This is a genomic window from Mitsuaria sp. BK041 (assembly GCF_014193085.1).
GTDB lineage: Bacteria > Pseudomonadota > Gammaproteobacteria > Burkholderiales > Burkholderiaceae_C > Roseateles.
Genome location: NZ_JACHYT010000001.1, coordinates 705,804 through 729,141 on the forward strand (window position 1 = coordinate 705,804; position 23,338 = coordinate 729,141).

A 23,338-nucleotide genomic window follows, 5' to 3' on the forward strand; every position below is an offset into this window, starting at 1 on the left:
GGATCAACCGGATCGACCGGATCGACCGGATCAACCGGATCAACCGGATCAACCGGATCGACCGGATCGACCGGATCGACCGGGTCAACCGGATCGACCGGGTCAACCGGATCGACCGGGACAACCGGATCGACCGGGTCGACGGGATGAATCGGATCAACCGGGTGATCAGGGTCGGAGGGAACAACGGGATCCACCGGTTGCTCGGGTCTGACGGGGTCCACCGGCGGCATCGGATCGGAGGGAAGCTCCGGGTCGGCCGGATGGACCGGCTGTTCGGGCTCGACCGGGACGACCGGGTCGGCCGGCGGCCGGGGGACGTCGGGGGGGCCCGGATCGACGGGGGGCTGAGGATCGGATGGGCGCGGCGGGTGACCGTCACCGGCACCGCCGTGGGTGCCGCCACCGCCGCCGCCACCGCTCGCGGCCGCCGCGATGCTGGCGCCCATCAGCGCGACACCGGGCCAGACCCAGCCGCCCTCGGCTGGGCCGGCGGACGCCGCCGCGACGGACCGCGGCGTGTCCGCTCGCGCGCCGCCGCAGTCGGCGGCGTTCGATGCGGCGCTCTCCGGCGACGTGGCTTGGGGGAGGCACTCGGCCGGCGCCGGCGCGTCGCTTGCGGCAGCGGCCTCGTCGCTGGTGGACGCTGCAGTCGCGGTCTCGGCCTCAGCGGCGGGCGTCGATTCGTCGTCGGCCTCGCGTCTCGGGCGCGGCAGCGGGCGGTTTTTCTCCGGGGTGGACGACGGCGGGAGGGCGCGCGGATGCGGCGCGGTGGCCGGCGAGGCGGGGAAGGTGGGGGACGTGGTAGCCGGTTCGGGCTGGCTGGGCGAGGGGGTCGGAGCGGCGTTCATGGCGACTAGCACGGATGGATGGAATGCCGGCAGTCTCCGAGGTCCGAACCTGAGGGGCGATGGCTGAAACGGGTGTGATTCCTGTAGCCGAATAGCAAGTTCATGTCAGTCATAGGCCCCTGCCATGACTTGAAGAGGTGGGGCTCCGACGATTCCCCTCGCCGAGCGCTAGCCTGATGAAGCCAATCCTCAGGCGTTTATGCTTCCGCCTTCCCCCGGACGGGGCGGCTTCGGACGGAATGGACATGGCGATCGGCGAGCGGGGCGAGGGCGGCGGCAAGGGCAGGGGCGGGCGGACGCGTCCCGCGGGCGCGCGGCGCGGCGGTGGCGCCGTCACCCGGACGGCGCTGTCGCCGCAGGCGCGTTGGGAGCGGCTGGTGATGCGCCGCCCCGGGCTGGCCTTGCCGCGGCTCCAGCGCCTGATCGCGCGCGAGGACGAACCGCCTTTCCAGGCGCTGCTGGGCGCCTTCTTCATCCTTGAGCGCTGGGGCCGCGGGCCTGAACTCCAGGCCGAGCTGGAGCGCGCTTTGGCGCGCGCGCTGCAGCACCGCCTGCTGGAAGAGGCCGCCGAGCTCAGCGAGGCGCTGGGCCGCATGCATTACCAGCGCGGCGACTACGTCCAGGCCTGCAACGCCTGGAGCCAGACCCTGGAGCTGGCCGACGACGAGACCCGCTGGGCCTGCCTGGCCCGCATCGGCCTGGCGCACCTGTGCTTCGCGCTGGGCGACTGGGCGCGCGGCGGTCGCGTGCTGGACCAGGCCGAGCTGCACTACCCGCAGCTGGGCGACGACCCCTACATGCGCTCCAAGATCGCGCTGAACCGCGCGGTGTCGCTGCGCGCGACGCAGGGCCCGCAGGCCGCGCTGCCGCGCCTGGACGAGGCCCGCGCCGACGCGCGCGCCGTCGGGCACCGCGACTACGAGGCCGAGGCCATGTGGCATCACGCGCGCTGCGCCCGCGACAGCGGCGCCCTCGACCACGCGCTGGCGCTGGCGCTCCAGGCCGAGGATCTCTCGCGCCGCAGCCGCTATCGCTGGCTGCAGGCGCAGACGCTTTTGCTGGTCAGCGAGCTGCGCCGCGGTGCAGAGGCGGTGGCGGCCGCGCAGCAGGCGCTCGCGCTGGGCGAGGCGATCCAGTCGCGCTCGCTGCAGGCGGCGGCGCATGGCCGGCTCGGGCAGTTGATGGCCGAGCAGGAGCAGCTCGGGCCGAGCTGGTACCACCAGCAGCAGCGGCAACGCCTGGAGGCGACGCTGGGCCAGACGGAGTTGCCCGCGCGCCTGGAGCAACTGGCGCGCTTCGACACGGACCCGCATGGCGCGGAGGGGCTGCTGCTCGCGCTTGGCCGGTCCTCCGCCGTGGTGGCCTCCATCGCCGAGGTCGAGGCGCAGTGGCAGCAGGCGCGGCCCCGTTTGATGGAGGCGCTGGCGCTGACCGGACTGGAACTGCGATGGACGCCGGGCGGCCTGGCCGGCGGGCGGATCGAGCGCAACGATCGCTCGTCGCAGCTGCTGACCTTGCGCGACGCGAGCGGCGGGGCGGTCGGCGCGCTGGTGCTCGAACGCGCCACTGGCGCCGTCTGGTCGCGCGCCGATCGCAGCCGCGCCGAGCGGCTCGCGGGGTGGCTGCAGCGGCTGATCGCGCAGCTGCCGCTGCCGGGCGCGACCGCCGCCGCCATCGAGACGGTCGACCCCGCCGAGCAGGCCCGTGCGCTCGTGGCGACCCTGGAGCGCCTGTCCGGCGAGACCGACGCCGCGGTCCAGGCGGCCGGGCTGCCACAGGCGCTGGCGCTCGCGCGGCGGCTCGCCGCGCGGCTCGGCTGAGGCGCCCCGTCACGGCCGCGGCGGGCGACCGCGCCGCAGCCGCGACGAGCGCTTCAGACCACCGCCTGGCCCGCGATCACGAGATGGAGCGGGTCGCTCGCCCACAGCGCGGCCGGCGCGATCGTCCGGCCGTCGTCGCCGATGCCGCCGTCGTCCGGCCCGTCGATCAACAGCTCAGCCTGCACGCGTGACGTGACGCCGCGGAGGACGCGTGCCTCGACGCCTTGCAGCCGGTCCAGGTCGACCACCGGGAGGCTGCCGATACCCAGGCCGTCGTCGATCCGACCGTGAACCGGCGCCTCGAGCCGGATCCCGACCTCCTCGATCACCCCCCGCTCGCCCTGGACGGTGAAGCGGATCGTCTTGACGGTCTCGCCGGCCGCGAAGCTCAGCAGGCCGGCGCTCGGGCCGGAGAAGTCGATGCCACCGGCCAGCTCGTCGGCGGATTGGCTGGCCGTCGTGGACGCGCGGTCCACCGCGAAGCGCACGCTGCCCGCCTCGCCCAGGTCACCGCTGCGCGTCACCGTGAACACCAGCTGGGTGGTGCCGTCCGCTCCGTCGACAAGCTGCCCGTCCGAGAGGCTGTACACCGTATCCGCAGCGACGGCGCTCGCGGTCCGGGTCGTGACGTTGCCCGCGCGATCGGTCGCCAGCACGCGCAGGTGGACCGTGTCGCCGCCGTCGAATCGACGCGCCGCTCCCGCGACCGGTGTCGCGGTGGCCGTGTCCAGCTGCCACTGCCCGTCGGCGTCCGCGCGCGTGAGGTAGCGCACTTCGTAGCCGTTGGCGGGGTTGCCGTCGGTGTCGAGTTCGACGGTGACGCTCACATTCGCCTCGGTCTTGCCGCCCAGCACCGGGCGGGGACGCACCGTGCTGCCGATGTCGAGGACGCTGTCCGGCGCGCTGGCGTCGACCGTGACCGCCAGGAGCGCCGACGTGAAGCCGCTCGCGACCGCGCCGAAGCGATGCGTGCCGTCCGCGAGCGCGGCGCCGGTGAGCGTGTATTGCCAGCGGCCGGCGCTGTCCGCCACCACCGTGCCCAGCGCCTCGCCCGCCTCGAGCAGGCCGTTGTCGTCGGCATCGCGGAACAGCGTCACCGTCGCGGCCGCCGCGGCGAAGCCGGCGAGTGTCAGCGGCGAGGCCGCGCTGCCGTTGGCGAAGGTGAGTTCGTCATGGGCCGACGCACCGGTGTCGCTGCCGCGGCCGAGCTGCACGACCGGCGTGCCGATCGGCTTCACGTCCAGCGTTGCCACCGTGGGGACGATGCTGACGTTGCCGGCGCGGTCCGTCGCGGTGATCTCCACCTGGCGGACGCCCGGGACCTGGCCGATGCCGCATTTGTAGGCCAGACGCTCAAGCAGCGTCTGCGTGACGTTCTCGGTCAGTGTCATGTTCGGCGTGATGGTCACGACCACCGAGCCGTCGCCGGGACGCGTGTAGACCATGTCCATCAGCAGGCCCGGGAACCAGCCCACCGCCGAGTGGCTGAATGGCTGCCCCAGGTTGTCCATGAAGAGGAGCTGGTCCGGCTTGTCCAGGTCGTAGAAGCCGAAGATCTCCGTGTCGTTGCGCAGGTTCGGCGGGTAGTTGTTGGTGGGCGCGAGCGCGCCGGCGACCGCGCTGGTGAACTTGAGCTGCAGCTGGACGACGCCGCTGCTCTCGGTGACCTGGCTCCGGGTCGGCAGGCCGAGCGTGACGCCGATGGGCACGCCCGACACGGCCGTCAGGCTGGCATCGAGCCCCGGCGCCGCGCCGTTGAGGTCCAGGACCGGCGGCGTGGTGTCCAGCAACAGGACGCTGGTGGCCGAGCCGGTCCGGCCGAGGTGATCGGTGACCGTGACCTTGAACTGCCGGGGGCCTTCCTGCGGCTGCGCGGCGACGCTGCCCAGCGTCAGCGACTCGAGCAGCGCCTGCGTCTGGGCGGCGCTGGCCCAGCCGCCGTCCTCGAGGCGGAACACGAAGCGGTCGGCCGCGCGGCTCGCGTGCCACGCGGTGCCGGCCACGGTGAAGGAGGTGGCGGCCTGATCGAGCGCCGTTACCGTGCCGCCCACCCGGCTGCCCAGGACGTCGTCCCGGCTCGCGCCCGAGCCGCCGGCCTCGATCGTCACCTGCTGGAAGCGCGCGTCGGGATTGGCGTGCCGCAGGCCGGCGCCGTCCGGCAGCAGGGCACGCGGCGCGGTCAGCGTGCGGAAGGCGATGTCGGCGTCCAGGCCGGGCCGGGCGCCATTGAAGTCCAGCGTGGGGACGCGGGTGTCCACCATCACCGACACCTGCGCGTCGGCGCTGACGTTGCCCGCCACGTCGAGCAGGCTCAGGGTGACGGTCCGTTCGCCGTCGCGCGGCCGGGTCTGGAGGTTGTTCAGGCGGATCGCGTTGGTCAGCGCGGCGGCGTCGGAGCCGGTCAGCGCGCTGCCGTCGGCGCGCCAGATCGCCAGCGACGCGGTGGCCGCGTCGTAGCGGTAGGCCAGGTCGTCCAGGCCGCCGATGCGTACGCCCTGCGCCTGGCCGTCGCGGCTCAGGTCCAGGTCGCGGTCCAGGCGGAGGCGGTCGTTGAGCGGATCGAAGCCATCGCCGCCCAGGCGCAGGCGCAATTCATGGAGGTCTTGCGGGGTCAGGGCGGCTTCGGTGGCGGTGAGCGCGACACCGGTGGCGATCGTGGCGCGGTCGACGATGCGGTGCAGCGCCGACTGCGGGCCGGGCTGCGACGAGAGGTCCAGGTCGTCGGCGTGGGTGTAGAGGGCCAGGCGCAGCGCGCTGAGCCCGCTGCTGCCGTGGGCATTGGCCTGCCGCGCCAGCACCGTGTGCAGGCCGTCGCGGGTGAACAGCGCCGCGTCCACGCTGTTGCCCTGCCCGTCGTGCCAGGTCTGGCCGAGGTCCAGGCTGAACTGCCAGTGCGCGTCGGGCGCCAGCCCGGACACGATCACCCGCGCGTCGCGGGTGCGGTGGTCCACGGCGGACATCCCGGAGTCCTGCGCCAGCGCGAGCCGAACAGGCCCCGGGCGCTGGGCGGGATCCGGCTCGAACGGGTCGATGGGCGGGGTCGGATCCCCGCCCGGCTGAGCGGGCTCGGAGGGGCCTCCGGGGCGGGTGGGATCCTCCGGCAGCGGCGGTTCAGCCGGGCGAGACGGGTCCTCGGGGTGGCCCGTGCCCCCCGGACGAGTGGGGTTCCCGGGCTGCGAAGGATCCTCCGGATGGGAGGGATCCCCAGGCTGCGAGGGGTTCGTCGGGTCGGTGGGATCCGTAGGCCGGGTCGGGTCCGTCGGGCCAGCGGGATCGGCTGGATTGCCTGGATTGCCAGCATCGCCAGAGTTGCCGGAGCTGCCGGAGCCGCCGGAGTTGCCGGAGTTGCCGGAGCTGCCGGAGCTGCCGGAGCTGCCGGAGTTGCCGGAGCTACCAGAGCTACCAGAGCTACCAGAGCTACCAGAGTTGCCGGAGTTGCCGGAGTTGCCGGGGTCGGAGGGATTGGCGGGCGACGCGGGCTCCCCCGGCGTCGCCGGGTCCGTGGGCCGGCCCGGCCCGATGGCATGCGCCGGAGCGAAGGGGGCGTCATCGCGAGTACCGCGCAGGCCGCCGGCCATCACCCCGAACGCCCAAGGCGTGATCAGCCCCGCGCCGGGCCAGATCCAGCCGATGACGGGGCCGCGGTCGTCGTCGGTCGCCGCGCCGGGTGTCACCTCGGACCTCGTTCCGCAAGTGACGGCGGTGTTCTGGGCGTCGATGTTGGCGTTGGCCGGCGTCGGCGCGTCGGAGGCGGGGCAGTCGGGGATCGTCGTGTCGGCCGCCGGGGCCGTTGCAGAAGAGGCCGGCGACTGCTGTTCATCGCCGTTGGCCGAGGGGGCCACCCCCTCATCCGCCGGACGTCCGGCGCGATCGGCCCTCGACGTGGGGGTGCCTCGAGCTGGCGGCAAGGTCGCGGTCGGAGACGGCGACGGCGACGGCGACGGCGACGGGGGGAGGGGCGAGGCGGTCATCGCGGCCGAAGCGGCCGGCAGAGAGCGGGGATCGGACATGGGCAAAGGGGGTTCACCAAGGAAGCCCGCAGTGTTCCGGGCTGAAACCGCCCGATCGATGACCGGAAACGACGTGAGATTGGCGGTCCTTAGCAAAACCGAGTCGGTCGAGGCCCGCAGAAACACTGCTCCGGAAGGGCGAGGGGGTGAACCGGCGCGCGCGAGCGCCTCACCCGGGCGCACCGGACGAGGGCGGCGGCGCGCAGGATCAGAGGATCTCGTCGACCAGCGCCTTGCCCGCGACGGCGCCCGCCGCGAGGTAGGCGCCGACGCTGCTGCCGAGCTCGCCGGCCTCCTTCATCACGGTGCTCGCGCCGCTGGCCACCGCGTCCTTGACCTCGCCCGCCAGTTCCGCCACCTCGGACGCGCCGCTCGAGACCGCGTGGCCCACCGCCTTGGCGCCGTCCTCCAGCGCCTGCAGGCCTTCCTCGCTCCAATGGACGACGCTGCTCACCGCGTTCTCGCCGCCTTGCCAGGCGGCCTGCGCCAAGCCGATCGCGCCGGCGGCGACGCTGCCGTACTCGCGGGCGTTGATCTCGAAGCTGCCGCTCGGCCGGTTGACGAGTTGGCGCGACGCGACCGGCGCGGCGCCGGTGCCGTTGATCTGGGAAACCGTGGTCATGACCCCTCCAGGGTGTGTGCTTGGTGAGCCCATTCTTCCGGCGGCCGGCACGGCGGATGCCCACATGAGCGACCAGGGCCGACGGCTCTACAAACTTTCTATATTTCCTGCCGCACATCTGCCGGCGCCCTTGTGCCGCGCTTGTGAACAAGCGTTGCGGGACTCGGCGCCGCTCATGTCGGAAACCGCGATGCGCCCGTTGTTGTCGACTGTTTGTCCCGCTCGTCCGCATCCATGTCGGCCGCGTGCCAGGCCTGGCACGCGCCGGTCGCGCCATGACGCTGGGATATGCTTGCCCGCTATGAGCGAAGTGCCTCTCGCCCCTGCCGCGATGCCCCCGGCGGCCGCCGCCGACACCGACGCCGACGCGTCCGCGCGCCCCTACAAGATTCCCGAGTCGGTGCTGGTCGTGATCCACACCCCGGCGCTGGACGTGCTGATGCTGGAACGCGCCGACCGGCCCGGTTTCTGGCAGTGCGTGACCGGCTCCAAGGACCGCCTCGACGAGCCGCTGGTCGAGACCGCGAGCCGCGAGGTGCTCGAGGAAACCGGCATCCGCGTGCAAGACCTGGCCCCGGGCGCGCTCGACGACTGGGGCCTGGTCAATGTCTACGAGATCTATCCGGTCTGGCGTCACCGCTACGCCCCGGGCGTGAGCCGCAACACCGAACATGTCTTCGGCCTGACGGTGCCGGCCGGCACCGCGGTGACGCTGGCGCCGCGCGAGCACCTGCGCTACCGCTGGCTGCCCTGGCGCGAGGCCGCGGACCTGTGCTTCTCACCCTCCAACGCCGAGGCCGTGCTGCAGCTGCCCGCGCAGCGCGCCCGCCGGGCCGGGAGCGCCGCATGATCCGCCGCACCCCGCGCCACGCGGCCGTGGCCAATTCCGCGACCACCGACACCTCGCCCGCGGACAGCGTCGGCCGGCTGCGGGTGGCGACCTACAACATCCACAAGGGCGTGCGCGGCATGGGGCCGGGCAAGCGGCTGGAGATCCACAACCTGGGCATGGGCGTGCAGGCGCTGGACGCGGACCTGGTGTTCCTGCAGGAGGTGCGGCTCTTCCACCACCGCGAGGCGCGCCAGTTCGAGCGCACCTGGTTCGGCTGGCCGGAGCAGGGCCAGGCGGAGTTCCTCGCGCCCGAGGGCTACGAGGTGGCCTATCGCACCAACGCGGTGACGCGCCATGGCGAGCATGGCAACGCGCTGCTGTCGCGCTACCCGATCGGGGACGTCGGCCACCATGACGTGTCGGACCACCGCTTCGAGCAGCGCGGCCTGCTGCATGTGCCGGTGCAGTGGCAGGGCACGGAGGTGCACGCGGTGGTGGCGCACCTGGGGCTGATCCACGGCAGCCGGGTGCGGCAGGTGCAGCGGCTGGGCGCGTTCATCGAGGACCATGTGCCCAAGGGCGCGCCGCTGGTGGTGGCCGGCGACTTCAACGACTGGGGCGAGCGGCTGGACGAGCCGATGCGCGCCGGCGGGCTGAGCCGCGCGGCGCTGCCGGGCGCGCGGCGCTCGCTGCCGACCTTCCCGTCGCGGGTGCCGGTGTTCTCGCTGGACCGCATCTACACGCGCGGGCTGCGCTGCGTCGACATGAAGGTGCCGCGCGGTCCGGCCTGGGCGCGCATGTCCGACCACCTGCCGCTGCTGGCTGAACTCGTCCTGGAATCTTGAAGCGGCCGCAGGAACCCCTCTTCCCCTGGACCCTCGGGTCGCAGCCCAGCTTCTCGGGCGGCAACGCGGTGGGGCTGCTGTGCGGGGGCGATGCGCTGTTCCCGGCGCAGATCGCGGCGATCGACCGGGCCGAGCACGAGGTCTGGCTCGCGACCTACATCTTTCATGACGACGAGGCCGGCGCCGCGACGCTGGGCGCCTTGCGTCGCGCGGCCCTGCGCGGCGTGCGGGTGCGGGTGGTCGTGGACGGCTTCGGTTCCAAGGCCAGCCTGGGCTGGCTGCGCGAGCAGCTCGACGGCGCACCGGTGGCGCTGGCGGTGTTCCGGCCGATCGACCGCTGGTGGAACTGGCTGCATCCCGGTCAGCTGCGGCGGCTGCACCAGAAGCTGTGCGTGGTGGACGGCCAGGTCGGTTTCGTCGGCGGCATCAACGTGATCGACGACCGCATCGACCTGCATCACGGCCGCACCGAGGCGCCGCGGCTGGACTTCGCGGTGAGCGTCAGCGGTCCGGCGGTGCGGGCGATCGAGCAGGCCGCGCGCGCCGTCTGGACGCGGGCCTGGCTGGGGCACGACTTCGGCGACGAGATGCGCGCGATGATCCGCAGCGCCTCGCCGGCGCGGCGCGCCAAGCGCCTGATGCGTCGCATCCGGATGCCGCGCGGCGAGCATCGCCGGCGCGATCCCGAGCGCCTGGCGCCGGTGCGCGTGGCCTTCGTGCTGCGCGACAACCTGCGCCAGCGTCGCACGATCGAACGCGCCTATGTCGAGGCGATCCGCGGCGCGACCGCGCGGGTGGACCTGATCACGCCCTACTTCTATCCGGGGCAGCGCTTCCGGCGCGCGCTGAAGGACGCGGCCCGGCGCGGCGTCCAGGTCAGGCTGCTGCTGCAGGGCAAGGTCGATTACAAGATCGCGGCGATGGCGGCGCATGCGCTCTACGACGAGCTGCTCGGCCACGGCGTGCAGATCTACGAGTACACGCCGGCCTTCCTGCATGCCAAGGTCTGCGTCGTCGACAACGACTGGGCGACGGTGGGCAGCTCCAACATCGATCCGCTGTCGCTGCTGCTCAACCTGGAGGCGAACATCGTGGTGCGCGACGCGCCGTTCGCCGGGGACGTGGCCCGCGAGTTCGACGCCGCTGTCGCCCGCTCGCGGCGCGTCGAACATCCCGAAGGCCGCGGCCTGCGCGGCGTGCTCGGGCGCGCGCTGGTGGCGTGGGTGGCCTATGTCTACCTGCGCGTGGCGGGGCTGACCGGGCGGTATTGAGCGTTCGTGCGGGAGGCCAAGCGCGGGCTCTCCACGATGCAGGGGGCATCGCGTCCGCGAACCCCCAGCATCATTCCGGCCCCACTCGCAGTCGTGGGACACGACCATCTTCGAACCGAGGACTGAGTCAATAGGTGCCTTGGCCCTTGGGCATCGGAGGACGGACCTCGACAGGGAACGGATCCCGCTGCTGACGATTGCCGTCGCGCGGCTTGGCGTTGAACTGCCGGTCGACGAAGCGCAGCATCGGCTCCACACGCGCCGCCCAGCTCGCTTCATCGTGCGTCGCGCCCTCCGCCTCGAGGTAGGCGATGTCTCCGCTGGCCCAGCCGCGCGCGTACAGCACGCCACGCAGCTTGCGCAATTGCCGGATCGCCTCGGCCCCTTCGCCGGTCCCCATGTCCAGCCACAGCTTCGGACGCGGCACCGACATCGGCAGCGGTGTCTTCTGCGCATCCCGAATCGGGAATTCGTTGTCCCACCACAGCGAGGGCGACACCACCAGCGCCGTGCCGAACACGTCGCCGTGATGCACCGCCAGCCACAGGCTCATGATCCCGCCCAGCGACGATCCGCCCACCGCCGTGTGCGCCGCGTCCGGCAGCGTGCGGTAGCGCGCGTCGATCGCGGGCTTGAGCTGCTCGATCAGGTAGCGCGCGTAGGCCGCCGCCTGGCCGCCCTGCGTGTGGCCGTCCCGGCTCATCGCGGTGGCGGTGTACTCGTCGATGCGGCGCGCGGTGTTGTTGACCGCCACGATGATCATCGGCTGGACCTGCCCGTCCACCGTCAGGCGCTGCGCCGTCTCGTCGACCTGCCATTCGGCGCCGGCTGCCGCCGCGTCGAAGACGTTCTGCCCGTCGTGCAGGTAGAGCACCGGATAACGGCGCTGCGTGTCGCGCTCGTAGTTCGGCGGCAGCCAGACCTGCACGCCGCGCGCGCCGACGAAGCGCTCCGGCAGCGGCTCCAGGCGCTCGATGGTGCCGGCGCGGCTCAGCGAGATCGGCGCGCCCGGCGCGTTGAACGCACGCGTGACGCGCACCTCGTCCGACACCAGCTCGATCGCGCGGTTGCCGCCGGTCTCCCAGCCCGCGTCGCCTTCGCCCTGGCCGGGGCGCTCGATGCGGAACTTGTAGGGCACGGTGCCGCCCGGCGGCACGCGCTCGAAGCGCGTGGTGACGCTGTACCAGCCGTCGCGCCCCAGTCCGGCGGCCGGCGCGATCAGCGAGCGCGTCCAGCTCAGCGGCGCGGCGCCGCCACGCACGCCCACCATGTCCCGGGCCGGATCGAAGCGGCCGGCGGCGATCTCCTCGCGCAGGTCGATGTCGAAGACCACCCGGGTCGCGGCGAAGGCGCGCGGCGCGACCAGCATCGCCGCCATCAGCAGCAACAGCGCGGCAACGAAGCGGACAAGCGCGGGCGAGGGGCGAGCCGGCGCGCGGCCGGCGGAAACGACAACGGCGCGCGGGAGGCGCGCCGTGGAGGCGGTGTGAGGCATGTGGAACCCACCAGGTGAGCCGGACGGTCAGGCCGCCGTCCGGCGGGTCGGCGGCGGGCCGGGCCCGCCGAGGCCTCGGATGTTAGTCCAGCACGACCAGCTCGGTGCGCGCGCGCAGCAGCGCCGCGGGACCGCGCGGACCATCGTCGTTGACCAGCGCGAAGGCGCGCTCGATGTCCGGCGCCAGGTAGTGGTCGGTGGGCATGGCGGGGCAGCGCTCGCGCAGCAGGGCGTGCATGTCCTCCAGCGGCGCCGAGCTGCGCAGCGGGCGCAGGAACTCGATGCCCTGGGCCGCGGCCAGCAGCTCGATCGCGACGATGTGCGCCGTGTTGTCGAGCATCGGGCCCAGGCGGCGCGCGCCGAAGGTCGCCATCGAGACGTGGTCCTCCTGGTTGGCCGAGGTCGGCAGGCTGTCGACGCTGGCCGGATGCGCGAGCGACTTGTTCTCGCTGGCCAGCGCCGCCGCGGTGACGTGGGCGATCATGAAGCCGGAGTTGAGGCCCGCGTTCTCGGTCAGGAAGGGCGGCAGGCGCGAGACGCCGGTGTCGATGAGCATCGCGATGCGGCGCTCGGCGATGGCGCCGACCTCCGCGATCGCGCAGGCCAGCGCGTCCGCCGCCAGCGCGACCGGCTCCGCGTGGAAGTTGCCGCCCGAGATCATCGCGGCCGGGCCGTCGGCCGGCGCGAACACCAGCGGGTTGTCGGTGACCGCGTTGGCCTCGCGCAGCAGCACGTCGCGGACGTAGCGCGACTGGTCCAGGCAGGCGCCCATGACCTGCGGCTGGCAGCGCAGGCAGTAGGGGTCCTGGACGCGATCGTCGCCATCGCGATGCGATTGACGGATCGGGCTGCCGGCGAGCAGCGCGCGGTAGGCCGCGGCCGTCTCGATCTGGCCGGGCTGGCCGCGCACCTCATGGATGCGGGGATCGAAGGGGCCGTCGCTGCCGCGCGCGGCGTCCAGACTCAGCGCGCCGCTGACGACGGCGGCGGCATAGACGGTCTCGAAACGCAGCAGGCCCTCCAGCGCCAGCGCGGTCGAGGTCTGCGTGCCGTTGATCAGCGCCAGGCCCTCCTTGGCCTCCAGCACCAGCGGCTTCAGACCGGCGCGCTCCAGCACCGCGAGCGCGGGCTGGCGCTGGCCGTCGACCAGCATCTCGCCTTCGCCCATCAGCGCCAGCGTCATGTGCGACAGCGGGGCGAGGTCGCCGGAGGCGCCCACCGATCCCTGCGCCGGCACGTAGGGCACCAGGCCCGCGTTGAAGGCGTCCAGGATGCTCTGCACGACGGACTCGCGCACGCCGGAGAAGCCGCGCGCCAGCGAGGCCGCCTTGGTCGCCAGCATCAGCCGCACGACCTGGGGCGCCAGCGGCGCGCCGACGCCGACGCAGTGCGAGCGGATCAGGTTGCGCTGCAGCGCGGCCAGCTCGTCCTTGCCGATGCGCTTGGAAGCCAGCTTGCCGAAGCCGGTGTTGACGCCGTAGACCGGATCGTCGCCTGCCGCGGCCGCCTGCACGACGGCGGCGCCGCGGCGGATCGCCGGCCAGGCGTCGGCGTGCAGCGTCAGCGTCACGCCGCCGGCGCGGATGCGGCGCAGCTGGTCCAGCGTCAGCCGGCCGGGGATGAGTTCAAGGGAAGTCGTCATGGGAACTCGGTTCGAGAACGGATTCGTGGATCGGGGATCGTGGATCGACCAGGGCGGCGGGCTCAGCGGCCGAGCATCGGCAGCTTCAGGCCGCGCTCCTGCGCGGTCTGCTGCGCGATCTCGTAGCCCGCATCGGCATGCCGCATGACGCCGGTGCCGGGGTCGTTCCACAGCACGCGGGCCAGGCGCTTGTCGGCGGCTTCGGTGCCGTCGCAGACGATCACCACGCCGCTGTGCTGCGAGTAGCCCATGCCCACGCCGCCGCCGTGGTGCAGCGACACCCAGGTCGCGCCGCCGGCGGTGTTGAGCATCGCGTTGAGCAGCGGCCAGTCGGAGACGGCGTCGGAGCCGTCCTTCATCGACTCGGTCTCGCGGTTGGGGCTGGACACCGAGCCGGAATCCAGGTGGTCGCGGCCGATGACGATGGGCGCCTTCAACTCGCCGGTGCGGACCATCTCGTTGAAGGCCAGGCCCGCCTTGTGGCGCTCGCCCAGGCCCAGCCAGCAGATGCGCGCCGGCAGGCCCTGGAAGGCGATGCGCTCGCGCGCCATGTCCAGCCAGCGGTGCACGCCGGCGTGGTGCGGGAACAGCTCCTTGATCTTGGCGTCGGTCTTGTAGATGTCCTCCGGATCGCCGGACAGCGCGACCCAGCGGAACGGGCCGCGGCCCTCGCAGAACTGCGGGCGCACGTAGGCGGGCACGAAGCCGGGGAAGTCGAAGGCGTTCTTCACGCCCTGGTCGAAGGCGACCTGGCGGATGTTGTTGCCGTAGTCGACGGTGGGAATGCCCATCGCCTGGAAGTCCAGCATCGCCTGCACATGCACCGCGCAGCCGCGCGCGGCGGCGGCCTTCAGGTCGGCGTGCTTGGCGGGATCGGCGGCGGCGGCCTTCCACTGCTCGACGGTCCAGCCCACCGGCAGGTAGCCGTTGATCAGGTCGTGCGCCGAGGTCTGGTCGGTGACCAGGTCCGGCTTGATCGCGCTGCCGGCCTTCACGCGGGCCGCCAACGCCGGCAGCACTTCCGCCGCGTTGCCCAGCAGCGCGATGGAGACGGCCTTCTTCTCGGCCGTGTACTTGGCGATGCGGGCCAGCGCGTCGTCCAGGTCGGCGGCCTGCTCGTCGACGTAGCGGGTCTTGAGGCGGAAGTCGATGCGCGACTGCTGGCATTCGATGGTCAGCGAGCAGGCGCCGGCGAAGGTCGCCGCCAGCGGCTGCGCGCCGCCCATGCCGCCCAGGCCGGCGGTCAGCACCCAGCGGCCGACCAGGTCGCCGCCGAAGTGCTGGCGGCCGGCCTCGGCGAAGGTCTCATACGTGCCCTGCACGATGCCCTGCGAGCCGATGTAGATCCAGGAGCCGGCCGTCATCTGGCCGTACATCATCAGGCCCTTGCGATCGAGTTCGTTGAAGTGCTCCCAGTTGGCCCAGGCCGGCACCAGGTTGGAGTTGGCCAGCAGCACGCGCGGCGCGTCGACGTGCGAGGGGAAGACGCCCACCGGCTTGCCCGACTGGATCAGCAGGGTCTCGTCCTCGTTGAGGTTCTTCAGCGACGTCAGGATCTGCTCGAAGCAGTCCCAGTTGCGCGCCGCCTTGCCGATGCCGCCGTAGACCACCAGCGCATCGGGGTTCTCGGCCACGACCGGATCCAGGTTGTTCTGGATCATCCGGTAGGCGGCCTCGATCAGCCAGTTCTTGCAGGTGAGCTGCGTGCCGATCGGGGCACGGACGGGACGGGGTTGGGCGTGGTGCGCGTGGCTCATGGCGGTTCCTTCTCGGGAGGCTCGGGATCGTGGGGCGTGAGGGTCAGCGGCGGCCGGGGGCCGTCTCGCCGTCGGGATAGATCATGGTGGCGGGCACACGCATCGTGCGGCGCGCCAGCGGGTAATAGACCAGCGAGGTCAGCACCAGGCTGACGATCCAGGAGATGTCGGCGCCGCCCAGCCAGTCGGCGATCGGGCCGCGGTACAGCTTCTGGTTGAGGAAGGGGATCTGCACGATCACGCCCAGCAGGTAGCAGCCCAGCGCCATCGCGTTCCAGGCGCCGTAGCGGCCCTGCGGGTCGTAGAGCGCGGGAATGTCGACCTTCTCGCGCGAGACCAGGTAGTAGTCCACCAGGTTGATCGCGCTCCAGGGCACGAAGACCGCGAGCAGCAGCAGCACGAAGTTCTTGAAGTGGTTCAGGAAGTCGGCGCTGGCCAGCACCGCGATCGCCATCGAGGCCAGCACGAAGCCCAGGATGGTCGCCGCGCGGGCCGCCGCGCCGATGCGCAGCGACGGCCGGAAGGCGCCCAGCGTGGTCAGCAGCGTCATGCAGCCGCCGTAGGCGTTCAGGCAATTGACGGTCAGCTTGCCGGCGACGATCACCGCGTAGATCGCCGCGGCCACGGCCGGCCCGGCGAGCTCGCCCATGAAGCCGACCTGGTTCTTCAGGAATCCGCCGCCGGCGGCCGCCACCAGCACGCCGAAGGTCATCGCCAGTTGCGCGCCCAGCACCGTGCCGGCGAAGGTGGTCCAGAACGTGCGCGCGGTCGAGGTGCCGGACGGCAGGTAGCGCGAGTAGTCGGCCACGTAGGGCGCGAAGGTCAGCTGCCAGCCGGCCGACAGCGCCATCGTCAGCAGCAGCGAGGCCATGGTGAAAGGCTTCTGGCCGAAGACGGCGGCCACGTCCTGCTGCTGGAACAGCCGCAGCGCCAGGTAGCCGAAGCCCAGGATCCCCAGCACCGTGGCGATTCGGCCGACGATGTGGATCAGCCGGTAGCCCACGGTGGCGATCAGCGCGGTCAGGCCGCCGAAGATCGCGATGCCCACCAGCGGCGACTCCGCGCCCAGCAGCAGGTTGATCGCCTGGCCCGACAGCACCGTGCCGGTCGCGGCGAAGCCCAGGTACATCACCAGCGTCAGCAGCAGCGGCAGGGCCGCGCCCTTGACGCCGAACTGCACCCGGCTGGAGATCATCTGCGGCAGGCCCAGCCGCGGTCCCTGCGCCGAATGCAGCGCCATCACCGCGCCGCCCAGCAGGTTGCCCAGCAGCAGGCCGACGATGGCCGTCAGCGCCTCCGCGCCGAAGACGATGGCCAGGGCGCCGTCCACCACCGCGGTGATCTGCAGGTTGGCCGCCATCCAGAGGCTGAACTGGCTGCCGGGGCTGCCGTGGCGCTCGCGTTCGGGCACGCGGTCGATGGTGCGCGTCTCCAGCAGCCGGTCCGGCGGGGCGGACGCACCGGCGCGCGACGCGGCGGAAGTCGATACGGTCATGGATGTCTCCTGGGCGCCGTCGTGCGTGTCGCATCTGCTGGCGGGATGCGGCGGACTCTAGTTGTCTATACAAGTACAGTCAAGTAGGATGCGACCCCATGGCGACGAAGTCCTCGAGCTCTCTTCCGGCCTCCGCGTTGAGCGGTGCGGGCGGCCCCGCGCCGCAGTACCTGAAGGTCAAGACGCACCTGCGCGAAGGCATCGCGGGCGGGCGCTGGCGGCCGGGCGAGCGCCTGCCGTCGGAGGCGGACCTGACGGAGACCTTTGGCGTCAGCCGCATGACGGTCAATCGCGCGCTGCGCGAGCTGCACCAGGAAGGCCTGGTCGAGCGGGTGCAGGGCGTGGGCAGCTTCGTGGCGCAGCTGCACCGGATCGCCTCGACGCTGACGGTGCGCGACGTGCATGAGGAAATCGCCGCGCGCAATCACCGGCACGAGGCCAGCGTCCATGTCCTGGAGACGATCAAGGCCGATGCCGAACAGGCCGGCCTGCTGGGCGTGCGTACCGGCGCGACGCTGTTCCACAGCGTCATCGTGCATCGCGAGAACGGCGTGGCGATCCAGTGCGAGGACCGGCTCGTGAATCCGGCCTGCGCGCCGGCCTACATGGACCAGGACTTCACGCGCGTCACGCCCACCCATTACCTGCTGGAAGTGGCGCCGCTGTCGGAAGCGCGCTACACCATCGAGGCCGCCATGCCGGTGGCGCTCGAGGCCCGGCTGCTGGGCATGCCGCGCGGCGAACCCTGCCTGGTCGTGAAACGTGTCACATCCAGCCAGGGCCGCGCGGTGACGGCGGTGCGATTGGTGCATCCGGCCAGCCGCTACCTGCTAGAGGGGAGCTTCCAGGCGTGACCCCCGGGTTGACGTTTGGTGACGTGTCCTCATGAGCGAGTCTTCGAGAATCCCGCCCTTCAGCAATAGCCCTGCGCAGTTGGATGACATGAGCTGGATGAGGATCACCGCCGACGAGGTTGCCCCGACCCCGTGGCGCAATGGGGGAGGCCGGACCCGCGAGCTGCTCGCGTGGCCGCACGTCGCGGACTGGAAGGTGCGCATCAGCGTCGCGGACATCGACCGCGACGGGCCGTTCTCGGCCTACCCTGGCGTGGACCGCTGGTTCGGCGTGCTGTCGGGGGAAGGCGTGATCATGCGTGGCCGTGCGCTCAAGCCCAACGAGGGCATGGTCCGGTTTCCCGGCGAGGACGCGCCCGACTGCACGCTGATCGACGGCCCGACGCAGGACTTCAACGTGATGCACCGGCGCGATGCCGGCGTGTTCCGGCTGCAGCCGGCCGACCGGCCGCTGATCCCGCACGGCGCGCGCTGGCTGGGCCTGTTCACGCAGGAAGGCGGCTTGCTGATCCACGGTCACCGCTCGGTGCCGCTGGCGCCCCACACGCTGGCCTGGTGTGAATCGCCGGCCGCGCACAGCTGCGTCTTCGACGACGGCGATCAACATGGACCGGCCTGGTGGCTGGTCTGGAGCGACACATGACGATGACCTCGACCGCCGCGCCACGCCGCGCCCTGTGGACCCACGCGACACTGGCGACCTTCGCTGGCGAGCGCGACTGGGGACTGGTGCACGACGGCGCGCTGCTGGTCGAGGACGAACAACTGCGCTGGGCCGGCCCCGCGGCCGAGCTGCCGGCCGACCTGCGCGACGGCGTCGCCGACACGCACGACCTGGGCGGCGCGCTGGTGACGCCCGGGCTGATCGACTGCCACACGCACCTGGTCTACGGCGGCGAGCGATCGGCGGAATTCGAGCTGCGCCTGCAGGGCGCGACCTATGAGGAGATCGCCCGCGCCGGCGGTGGCATCCGCTCCACCGTCGCCGCGACGCGCGCCGCCGACGAGCAGGCGCTGTGGACGCTGGCGGCGGCGCGCGCCCGCGCGCTGATGGCCGAGGGGCTGACCACGCTGGAGGTGAAGTCCGGCTACGGCCTGTCGCTGGCGGACGAGGCGAAGTGCCTGCGGGTGGCGCGCCAGCTCGCCGGGCTCGGCCTGACGGTGCGCACCACCTGCCTGGGCGCGCATGCGCTGCCGCCGGAATTCGAAGGCCGCCAGGACGAGTACGTCGACGCCGTCTGCGCCTGGCTGCCGCAACTCCAGCGCGAGGGCCTGGTCGACGCGGTCGACGTGTTCTGCGAGCGCATCGCCTTCACGCCGGCGCAGACCCGCCGCGTCTTCGAGGCCGCGCGCGCGCTCGGGCTGCCGGTCAAGCTGCATGCGGAACAGCTCAGCGACCAGGGCGGCGCCGCGCTGGCGGCCGAGTTCGGCGCGCTGTCCTGCGACCACCTCGAATGGCTGAGCGAGAACGGCATCGCCGCGATGGCGCGGGCCGGCACCGTCGCGGTGCTGCTGCCCGGCGCGTTCTACTTCCTGCGCGAGACCAGGCTGCCGCCGGTCCAGGCGCTGCGCGACGCCGGCGTGCCGATCGCGCTGGCGACCGACCACAACCCCGGCAGCTCGCCGGGCCTGTCGCTGCTGCTGATGCTGAACATGGCCTGCACCTTCTTCCGCATGACGCCGGAGGAGGCGCTGCGCGGCCTGACGGTGAACGCGGCGCGGGCGCTCGGCTTGCCCGACCGCGGGCGGCTGGTCGCCGGCCTGCGCGCCGATTTCTGCGTCTGGGAGGCCGCGCATCCGCGCGAGCTGGCCTACTGGTTCGGACGCAACCCGCTGCGGCAGGTGGTGGCGGGCGGCCAGGCGCGAGCGTGAGACAAGCGGCGGACGATCGCGCGACGACGTGATCGCGGCCGCGGCGCGACGGCCTGTTGCCGTCGCGCGGAGACAAGAGGAACGAGCGATGAAGCACGACGTCTTTGAACTGCGGCGCGGCCGCACCCCGCTGCTGATCAGCATGCCGCACGTGGGCCGCGAGATCCCGGCCGACCAGCATCACCGTTATGTCCCGCGCGCGCTGGGCAGCGAGGACACCGACTGGCACCTGGAGCCGCTGTACGCGCCGATCGCCGAGCAGCTCGGCGCCGGGATGCTGGTGCCGCGCTTCTCGCGCTACCTGATCGACCTGAACCGCCCGCCCGAGGACACGCCGATGTACCCCGGCGCCTCCAATACCGAGCTCTGCCCGACGCGCTTCTTCACCGGCGAGCCGCTCTACCAGGACGGCCTGGCGCCGGACGCGGCCGAGAAGCAGCGCCGCATCGAGCAGTACTGGGCGCCCTACCACCAGGCGCTGCAGGGCGAGCTGCAGCGGCTGCGGCAGGAGCACGGCTTCGCGCTGCTGTTCGAGGCCCACAGCATCCGCTCGGAACTGCCCTGGCTCTTCGAGGGCCGCCTGCCCGACCTCAACATCGGCACCGTCGAGGGCAAGTCCTGCAAGCAGGTGACGCGCCAGGCGATCGAGATCGTGCTGCAGGCGCAGGACGACTTCAGCTGGGTCGTCGACGGCCGCTTCAAGGGCGGCTACATCACGCGCCAGTACGGCCGGCCCGAGCTGGGCCAGCAGGCGGTGCAGCTGGAGATGTGCTACCGCTGCTACATGGTCGAGAACGACATGGGCTTCACCGGCTACGAGCTCGACGCGGGCTGTGTCGAGCGGGTGCGGCCGGTGCTGACGATGCTGCTGCAGGCCTACCTGATGGCCAACCCGTCGGCCAACCCGTCGGCCAACCCATCGACCCACCCGCCGCGGAGCGCCGCATGAGCGCCGCTCCCGTGACGCCGACGGCCTTCCACGCGCCGCTGGCCTGGCTGGACGGGCGCTGGCAGGCTGAGGTGCTGATGCGCGTGGGCGCCGACGGGCACTGGACCGCGCTGAGTGCCGGCGCGCCGGCGCCGGCCGATGCGCTGCGCCTGGGCGGGCCGGTGCTGCCGACGCTGGTCGATGCCCACAGCCACGCGTTCCAGCGCGCCTTCGCCGGCCTGGCCGAGCAGCGCGACAGCGACAGCGACGATTTCTGGTCCTGGCGCGACCGCATGTACGGCGTGGCGCTGCGCGTGACGCCGGCGCAGCTGAAGGACATCGCCGCGCAGCTCTACACCGAGCTGCTGGCCGGCGGCTACACGCAGGTCTGCGAGTTCCACTACCTGCATCACCGCGAGGACGGCACGCCCTACGAGGACGAACACGCGATGGCCCTGGCGCTGGCCGAGGCCGCGCAGGAGGTGGGCATCGGGCTGACGCTGCTGCCGGTGTTGTACGCGCACGCCGGTTTCGCCCAGCGCGGGCTGCGCGAGACGCAGCGGCGTTTCCGCACCGATGCGGACTGGGTCTGGCAGGCTTGCCGCCGCATCAACGCCGCCGGGTTGCCGCTGGTGCGGGCTGGCGTGGCGGTGCACTCGCTGCGCGCGGCCCATGAGGCCGACGTGCGCACGCTGCAGGCGCTGGTCGGGGACGCGGACATTCCCATCCACGTGCACGTCGCCGAGCAGATGCAGGAGGTCAATGACTGCCTCGCGGCGACCGGCCAGCGGCCGATCGACTTGCTGGCCGACTACGGCCTGGATCCGCGCTGGCAGCTGGTGCACGCCACCCACAGCACGCGCGAGGAGATCGCGCGCATCGCCGCCAGCGGCGCGGGCGTGGTGATCTGCCCGGGCACCGAAGGCAACCTCGGCGACGGGCTGGCCGACCTGCCGGGCTGGCTGACGGCCGGCGTGCCGCTGACGGTGGGCTCGGACAGTCAGGTCACGCGCGGCTGGGTCGAGGAACTGCGCTGGCTGGAGTACGGCCAGCGCCTGGGCCTGCAGCGGCGCAACGTGGCGGCGCGGCCGGGGCACCAGCCCTCGACGGCGGCGCGGCTGTTCGATGCCTGCGTCGCGGGCAGCGCGCGGGCGGCCGGGCTGCCGTCCTGGGGCTTGCAGGCCGGCGCGCGGGCCGACTTCCTGGTGCTGGACACGACGGCCAGCGGGCTGGCGGGCCTGCCGGACGCCGCGCTGCTGGACGGCCTGGTCTTCGCCAGCCAGGGCGCCGCCTGGCGCGAGGTCTATGTCGCCGGCCAGCCGCGCTCGATCGACGACGCCGGCCGCCGCGAGCGCTTCGTGGCGACGATGGCCGCGCTCTGGCGCTGACGCGGGCGAGCCCCCCGTTTCCACAGGGTTCCGGGCCGGCACGCCGGCTGCTAGGCTGTTTCCGTTCGGCAACTTCGTCGGGAGCAGCCATGCGGACCCTGCGCAACTTCACCATCCGGACGCGCCTCATGGCGCTGGGACTCCTGTCGGTCCTCGCGATGCTGCTGATCGGCGGCGACGGGCTCTGGGCGATGGCCCGCACCAAGCAGGACTTCCAGCATTACGTGCGGCAGGACGTCGAGTCGCTGGTGCAGCTCTCGGAAGTGCGTGCCGGTGTCGGCAACCTGCGCCGCTACGAGAAGGACATGCTGATCAACATCGGCGACGACGCCGCGGTGAAGCGTTATCACGAGGAGTGGCGCAAGACCTTCGAGGGCGTCCTGCGCAGCCTGGACGTGATCGGCGGGCTGGACATCCTGCCCGAGATCAAGGCGATGCCGCCGGCGATGAAGGCCTCGCTGGGCAACTACCGGAACGGCCTGGACGGCATCGTGGCGCGCATCCTGAAGCAGGAGTTCGTCGACTCGGCCGAGGCCAACCGGCAGACGGAGCCGATCAAGGGGCCGGTCCGGGAGATGGACAAGCAGCTCGGCGAGATGACGCAGGCCATCATGGCGCGCGGCAACCAGGAGGTGCAGCGCATCGACGGCGAGGAGACCCGCGTGCGCATGGCGCTGGGCGGCGTGATGCTGCTGGGCGTGGTGGTCATCGGCACCTTCACCTTCTTCAACATCGCGTCCATCCTGATGCCGCTGGCGCAGGCGGTCAGCGCCACCGAGCGCATCGCCCGCCAGGACCTGAGCGAGCGCGTGGACGTGCACGGCACCGACGAGACCGCCGCGATGATGCGCGGCGTGCAGGGCATGCAGCACTCGATCCGCCACGTGGTGAGCGGAGTGCGCAGCGCCACGGACAGCATCGCGACGGCGTCGCGCGAGGTCGCGGCCGGCGCGCATGACCTCAGCCATCGCACCGAGCAGGCGGCCTCCAACCTGCAGGAGACCGCGTCGGCGATGGAAGAGCTGACGGCCAGCGTGCAGCACAACGCCGACTCGGCCCGGCAGGCCAACCAACTGGCCGAGGAGGCCGCCGGCGCGGCCGACCGCGGCGTCAGCGTGGTCGGCGAGGTGGTGGCGACGATGGGCCGGATCAGCGCCTCGTCGGCGCGCATCGGCGACATCATCGGCACCATCGACGGCATCGCCTTCCAGACCAACATCCTGGCCTTGAACGCCGCGGTGGAAGCCGCGCGCGCGGGCGAGCAGGGCCGCGGCTTCGCGGTGGTGGCGAGCGAGGTGCGCTCGCTGGCGCAGCGCAGCGCCGAGGCCGCCAAGGAGATCAAGCAGCTGATCACCGCCAGCGGCGAGAGCGTCGCCAGCGGCGCGGCGCTGGTCGAGCGCGCGGGCGAGACGATCAACGAGATCTCCGACTCGATCACCCGCGTGTCGCGCATCGTGGCGGAGATCAGCCATGCGACCGCCGAGCAGAGCGGCGGCATCAACCAGATCGGCTCGGCCATCGCGCAGCTGGACCAGATGACGCAGCAGAACGCCGCGCTGGTCGAAGAATCCGCCGCCGCGGCGCAGAGCCTGCAGCATCAGGCGGATGCGCTGTCGCAGTCGGTGGCCGTCTTCAAGCTGGGCTGACACGGCCCCG

The 23,338-nt window shown here is 72.3% G+C and carries 16 protein-coding genes and 1 pseudogene; 10 read left to right on the forward strand and 7 right to left on the reverse strand.

The window, feature by feature from the left end; translation table 11 throughout:
* A pseudogene (locus FHT38_RS25560) lies at positions 1 to 851 on the reverse strand (hypothetical protein); the annotation flags it as partial.
* 239 nt (positions 852 to 1,090) lie between these two features.
* Between FHT38_RS25560 and FHT38_RS03050 the strand changes: the two are divergent.
* Positions 1,091 to 2,671 (forward strand): hypothetical protein, encoded by a 1,581-nt coding sequence (locus FHT38_RS03050; RefSeq protein WP_175538168.1) that lies wholly within the window; start codon positions 1,091 to 1,093, stop codon positions 2,669 to 2,671.
* A gap of 53 nt (positions 2,672 to 2,724) precedes the next feature.
* Here the strand turns inward: FHT38_RS03050 and FHT38_RS03055 are convergent, their stop codons facing one another.
* Together FHT38_RS03055 and FHT38_RS03065 are read right to left on the reverse strand one after the other, a co-directional pair.
* A complete protein-coding gene (locus tag FHT38_RS03055; protein ID WP_183489778.1) occupies positions 2,725 to 5,631 on the reverse strand; it encodes an Ig-like domain-containing protein in 2,907 nt (968 codons plus the stop codon).
* A gap of 1,258 nt (positions 5,632 to 6,889) precedes the next feature.
* The gene (locus tag FHT38_RS03065; RefSeq protein ID WP_183489781.1) at positions 6,890 to 7,303 is read right to left on the reverse strand and encodes a hypothetical protein; all 414 of its coding nucleotides are present in this window, start codon (positions 7,301 to 7,303) and stop codon (positions 6,890 to 6,892) included.
* A gap of 331 nt (positions 7,304 to 7,634) precedes the next feature.
* Here FHT38_RS03065 and nudB point away from each other — a divergent pair, with 331 nt between their 5' ends.
* The 3 genes from nudB to clsB are packed head-to-tail and all read left to right on the forward strand — an operon-like array spanning position 7,635 to position 10,251.
* Positions 7,635 to 8,153 (forward strand): dihydroneopterin triphosphate diphosphatase, encoded by a 519-nt coding sequence (nudB, locus tag FHT38_RS03070; protein WP_183485769.1) that lies wholly within the window; start codon positions 7,635 to 7,637, stop codon positions 8,151 to 8,153.
* Positions 8,150 to 8,980, forward strand: coding sequence for an endonuclease/exonuclease/phosphatase family protein (locus tag FHT38_RS03075; RefSeq protein ID WP_091721653.1), 831 nt, complete (start codon positions 8,150 to 8,152; stop codon positions 8,978 to 8,980). The genes nudB and FHT38_RS03075 overlap by 4 nt, the downstream gene beginning before the upstream one ends.
* Positions 8,977 to 10,251 (forward strand): cardiolipin synthase ClsB, encoded by a 1,275-nt coding sequence (gene clsB / locus FHT38_RS03080; RefSeq protein WP_221211207.1) that lies wholly within the window; start codon positions 8,977 to 8,979, stop codon positions 10,249 to 10,251. Before FHT38_RS03075 ends, clsB begins: the two co-directional genes overlap by 4 nt.
* Positions 10,252 to 10,378: 127 nt before the next feature.
* Here clsB and FHT38_RS03085 read toward each other — a convergent pair whose 3' ends face one another.
* The 4 genes from FHT38_RS03085 to FHT38_RS03100 form a co-directional block, all read right to left on the reverse strand.
* Positions 10,379 to 11,746: an alpha/beta hydrolase gene (locus tag FHT38_RS03085; RefSeq protein WP_183489784.1), complete on the reverse strand. Its 1,368-nt coding sequence runs from the start codon at positions 11,744 to 11,746 to the stop codon at positions 10,379 to 10,381.
* An 82-nt stretch (positions 11,747 to 11,828) separates the two neighbouring features.
* Positions 11,829 to 13,388: a histidine ammonia-lyase gene (hutH, locus tag FHT38_RS03090; protein ID WP_183489787.1), complete on the reverse strand. Its 1,560-nt coding sequence runs from the start codon at positions 13,386 to 13,388 to the stop codon at positions 11,829 to 11,831.
* A 62-nt stretch (positions 13,389 to 13,450) separates the two neighbouring features.
* Complete coding sequence (gene hutU / locus FHT38_RS03095; RefSeq protein ID WP_183489789.1) at positions 13,451 to 15,145, reverse strand: urocanate hydratase; 1,695 nt, start codon at positions 15,143 to 15,145, stop codon at positions 13,451 to 13,453.
* A 43-nt stretch (positions 15,146 to 15,188) separates the two neighbouring features.
* A complete protein-coding gene (locus FHT38_RS03100) occupies positions 15,189 to 16,640 on the reverse strand; it encodes a cytosine permease (RefSeq protein ID WP_091721668.1) in 1,452 nt (483 codons plus the stop codon).
* Between the two features lie 98 nt (positions 16,641 to 16,738).
* Between FHT38_RS03100 and hutC the strand changes: the two genes are divergently transcribed.
* From hutC to FHT38_RS25565, 6 genes are all read left to right on the forward strand, one after another.
* Positions 16,739 to 17,494: a histidine utilization repressor gene (gene hutC / locus FHT38_RS03105; RefSeq protein ID WP_183485410.1), complete on the forward strand. Its 756-nt coding sequence runs from the start codon at positions 16,739 to 16,741 to the stop codon at positions 17,492 to 17,494.
* A gap of 88 nt (positions 17,495 to 17,582) precedes the next feature.
* Positions 17,583 to 18,137 (forward strand): HutD family protein, encoded by a 555-nt coding sequence (locus FHT38_RS03110; RefSeq protein WP_175538170.1) that lies wholly within the window; start codon positions 17,583 to 17,585, stop codon positions 18,135 to 18,137.
* Positions 18,134 to 19,366, forward strand: a complete 1,233-nt coding sequence (gene hutI / locus FHT38_RS03115; RefSeq protein ID WP_221213730.1) for an imidazolonepropionase — start codon at positions 18,134 to 18,136, stop codon at positions 19,364 to 19,366. The genes FHT38_RS03110 and hutI overlap by 4 nt, the downstream gene beginning before the upstream one ends.
* A gap of 88 nt (positions 19,367 to 19,454) precedes the next feature.
* Complete coding sequence (gene hutG, locus FHT38_RS03120; protein ID WP_183489791.1) at positions 19,455 to 20,315, forward strand: N-formylglutamate deformylase; 861 nt, start codon at positions 19,455 to 19,457, stop codon at positions 20,313 to 20,315.
* Complete coding sequence (gene hutF / locus FHT38_RS03125) at positions 20,312 to 21,682, forward strand: formimidoylglutamate deiminase (RefSeq protein ID WP_183489793.1); 1,371 nt, start codon at positions 20,312 to 20,314, stop codon at positions 21,680 to 21,682. Before hutG ends, hutF begins: the two co-directional genes overlap by 4 nt.
* Before the next feature lie 89 nt (positions 21,683 to 21,771).
* On the forward strand, positions 21,772 to 23,328 hold the full coding sequence (locus tag FHT38_RS25565) for a methyl-accepting chemotaxis protein (RefSeq protein ID WP_183489795.1): 1,557 nt from the start codon (positions 21,772 to 21,774) through the stop codon (positions 23,326 to 23,328).
* Positions 23,329 to 23,338 lie beyond the last annotated feature (10 nt).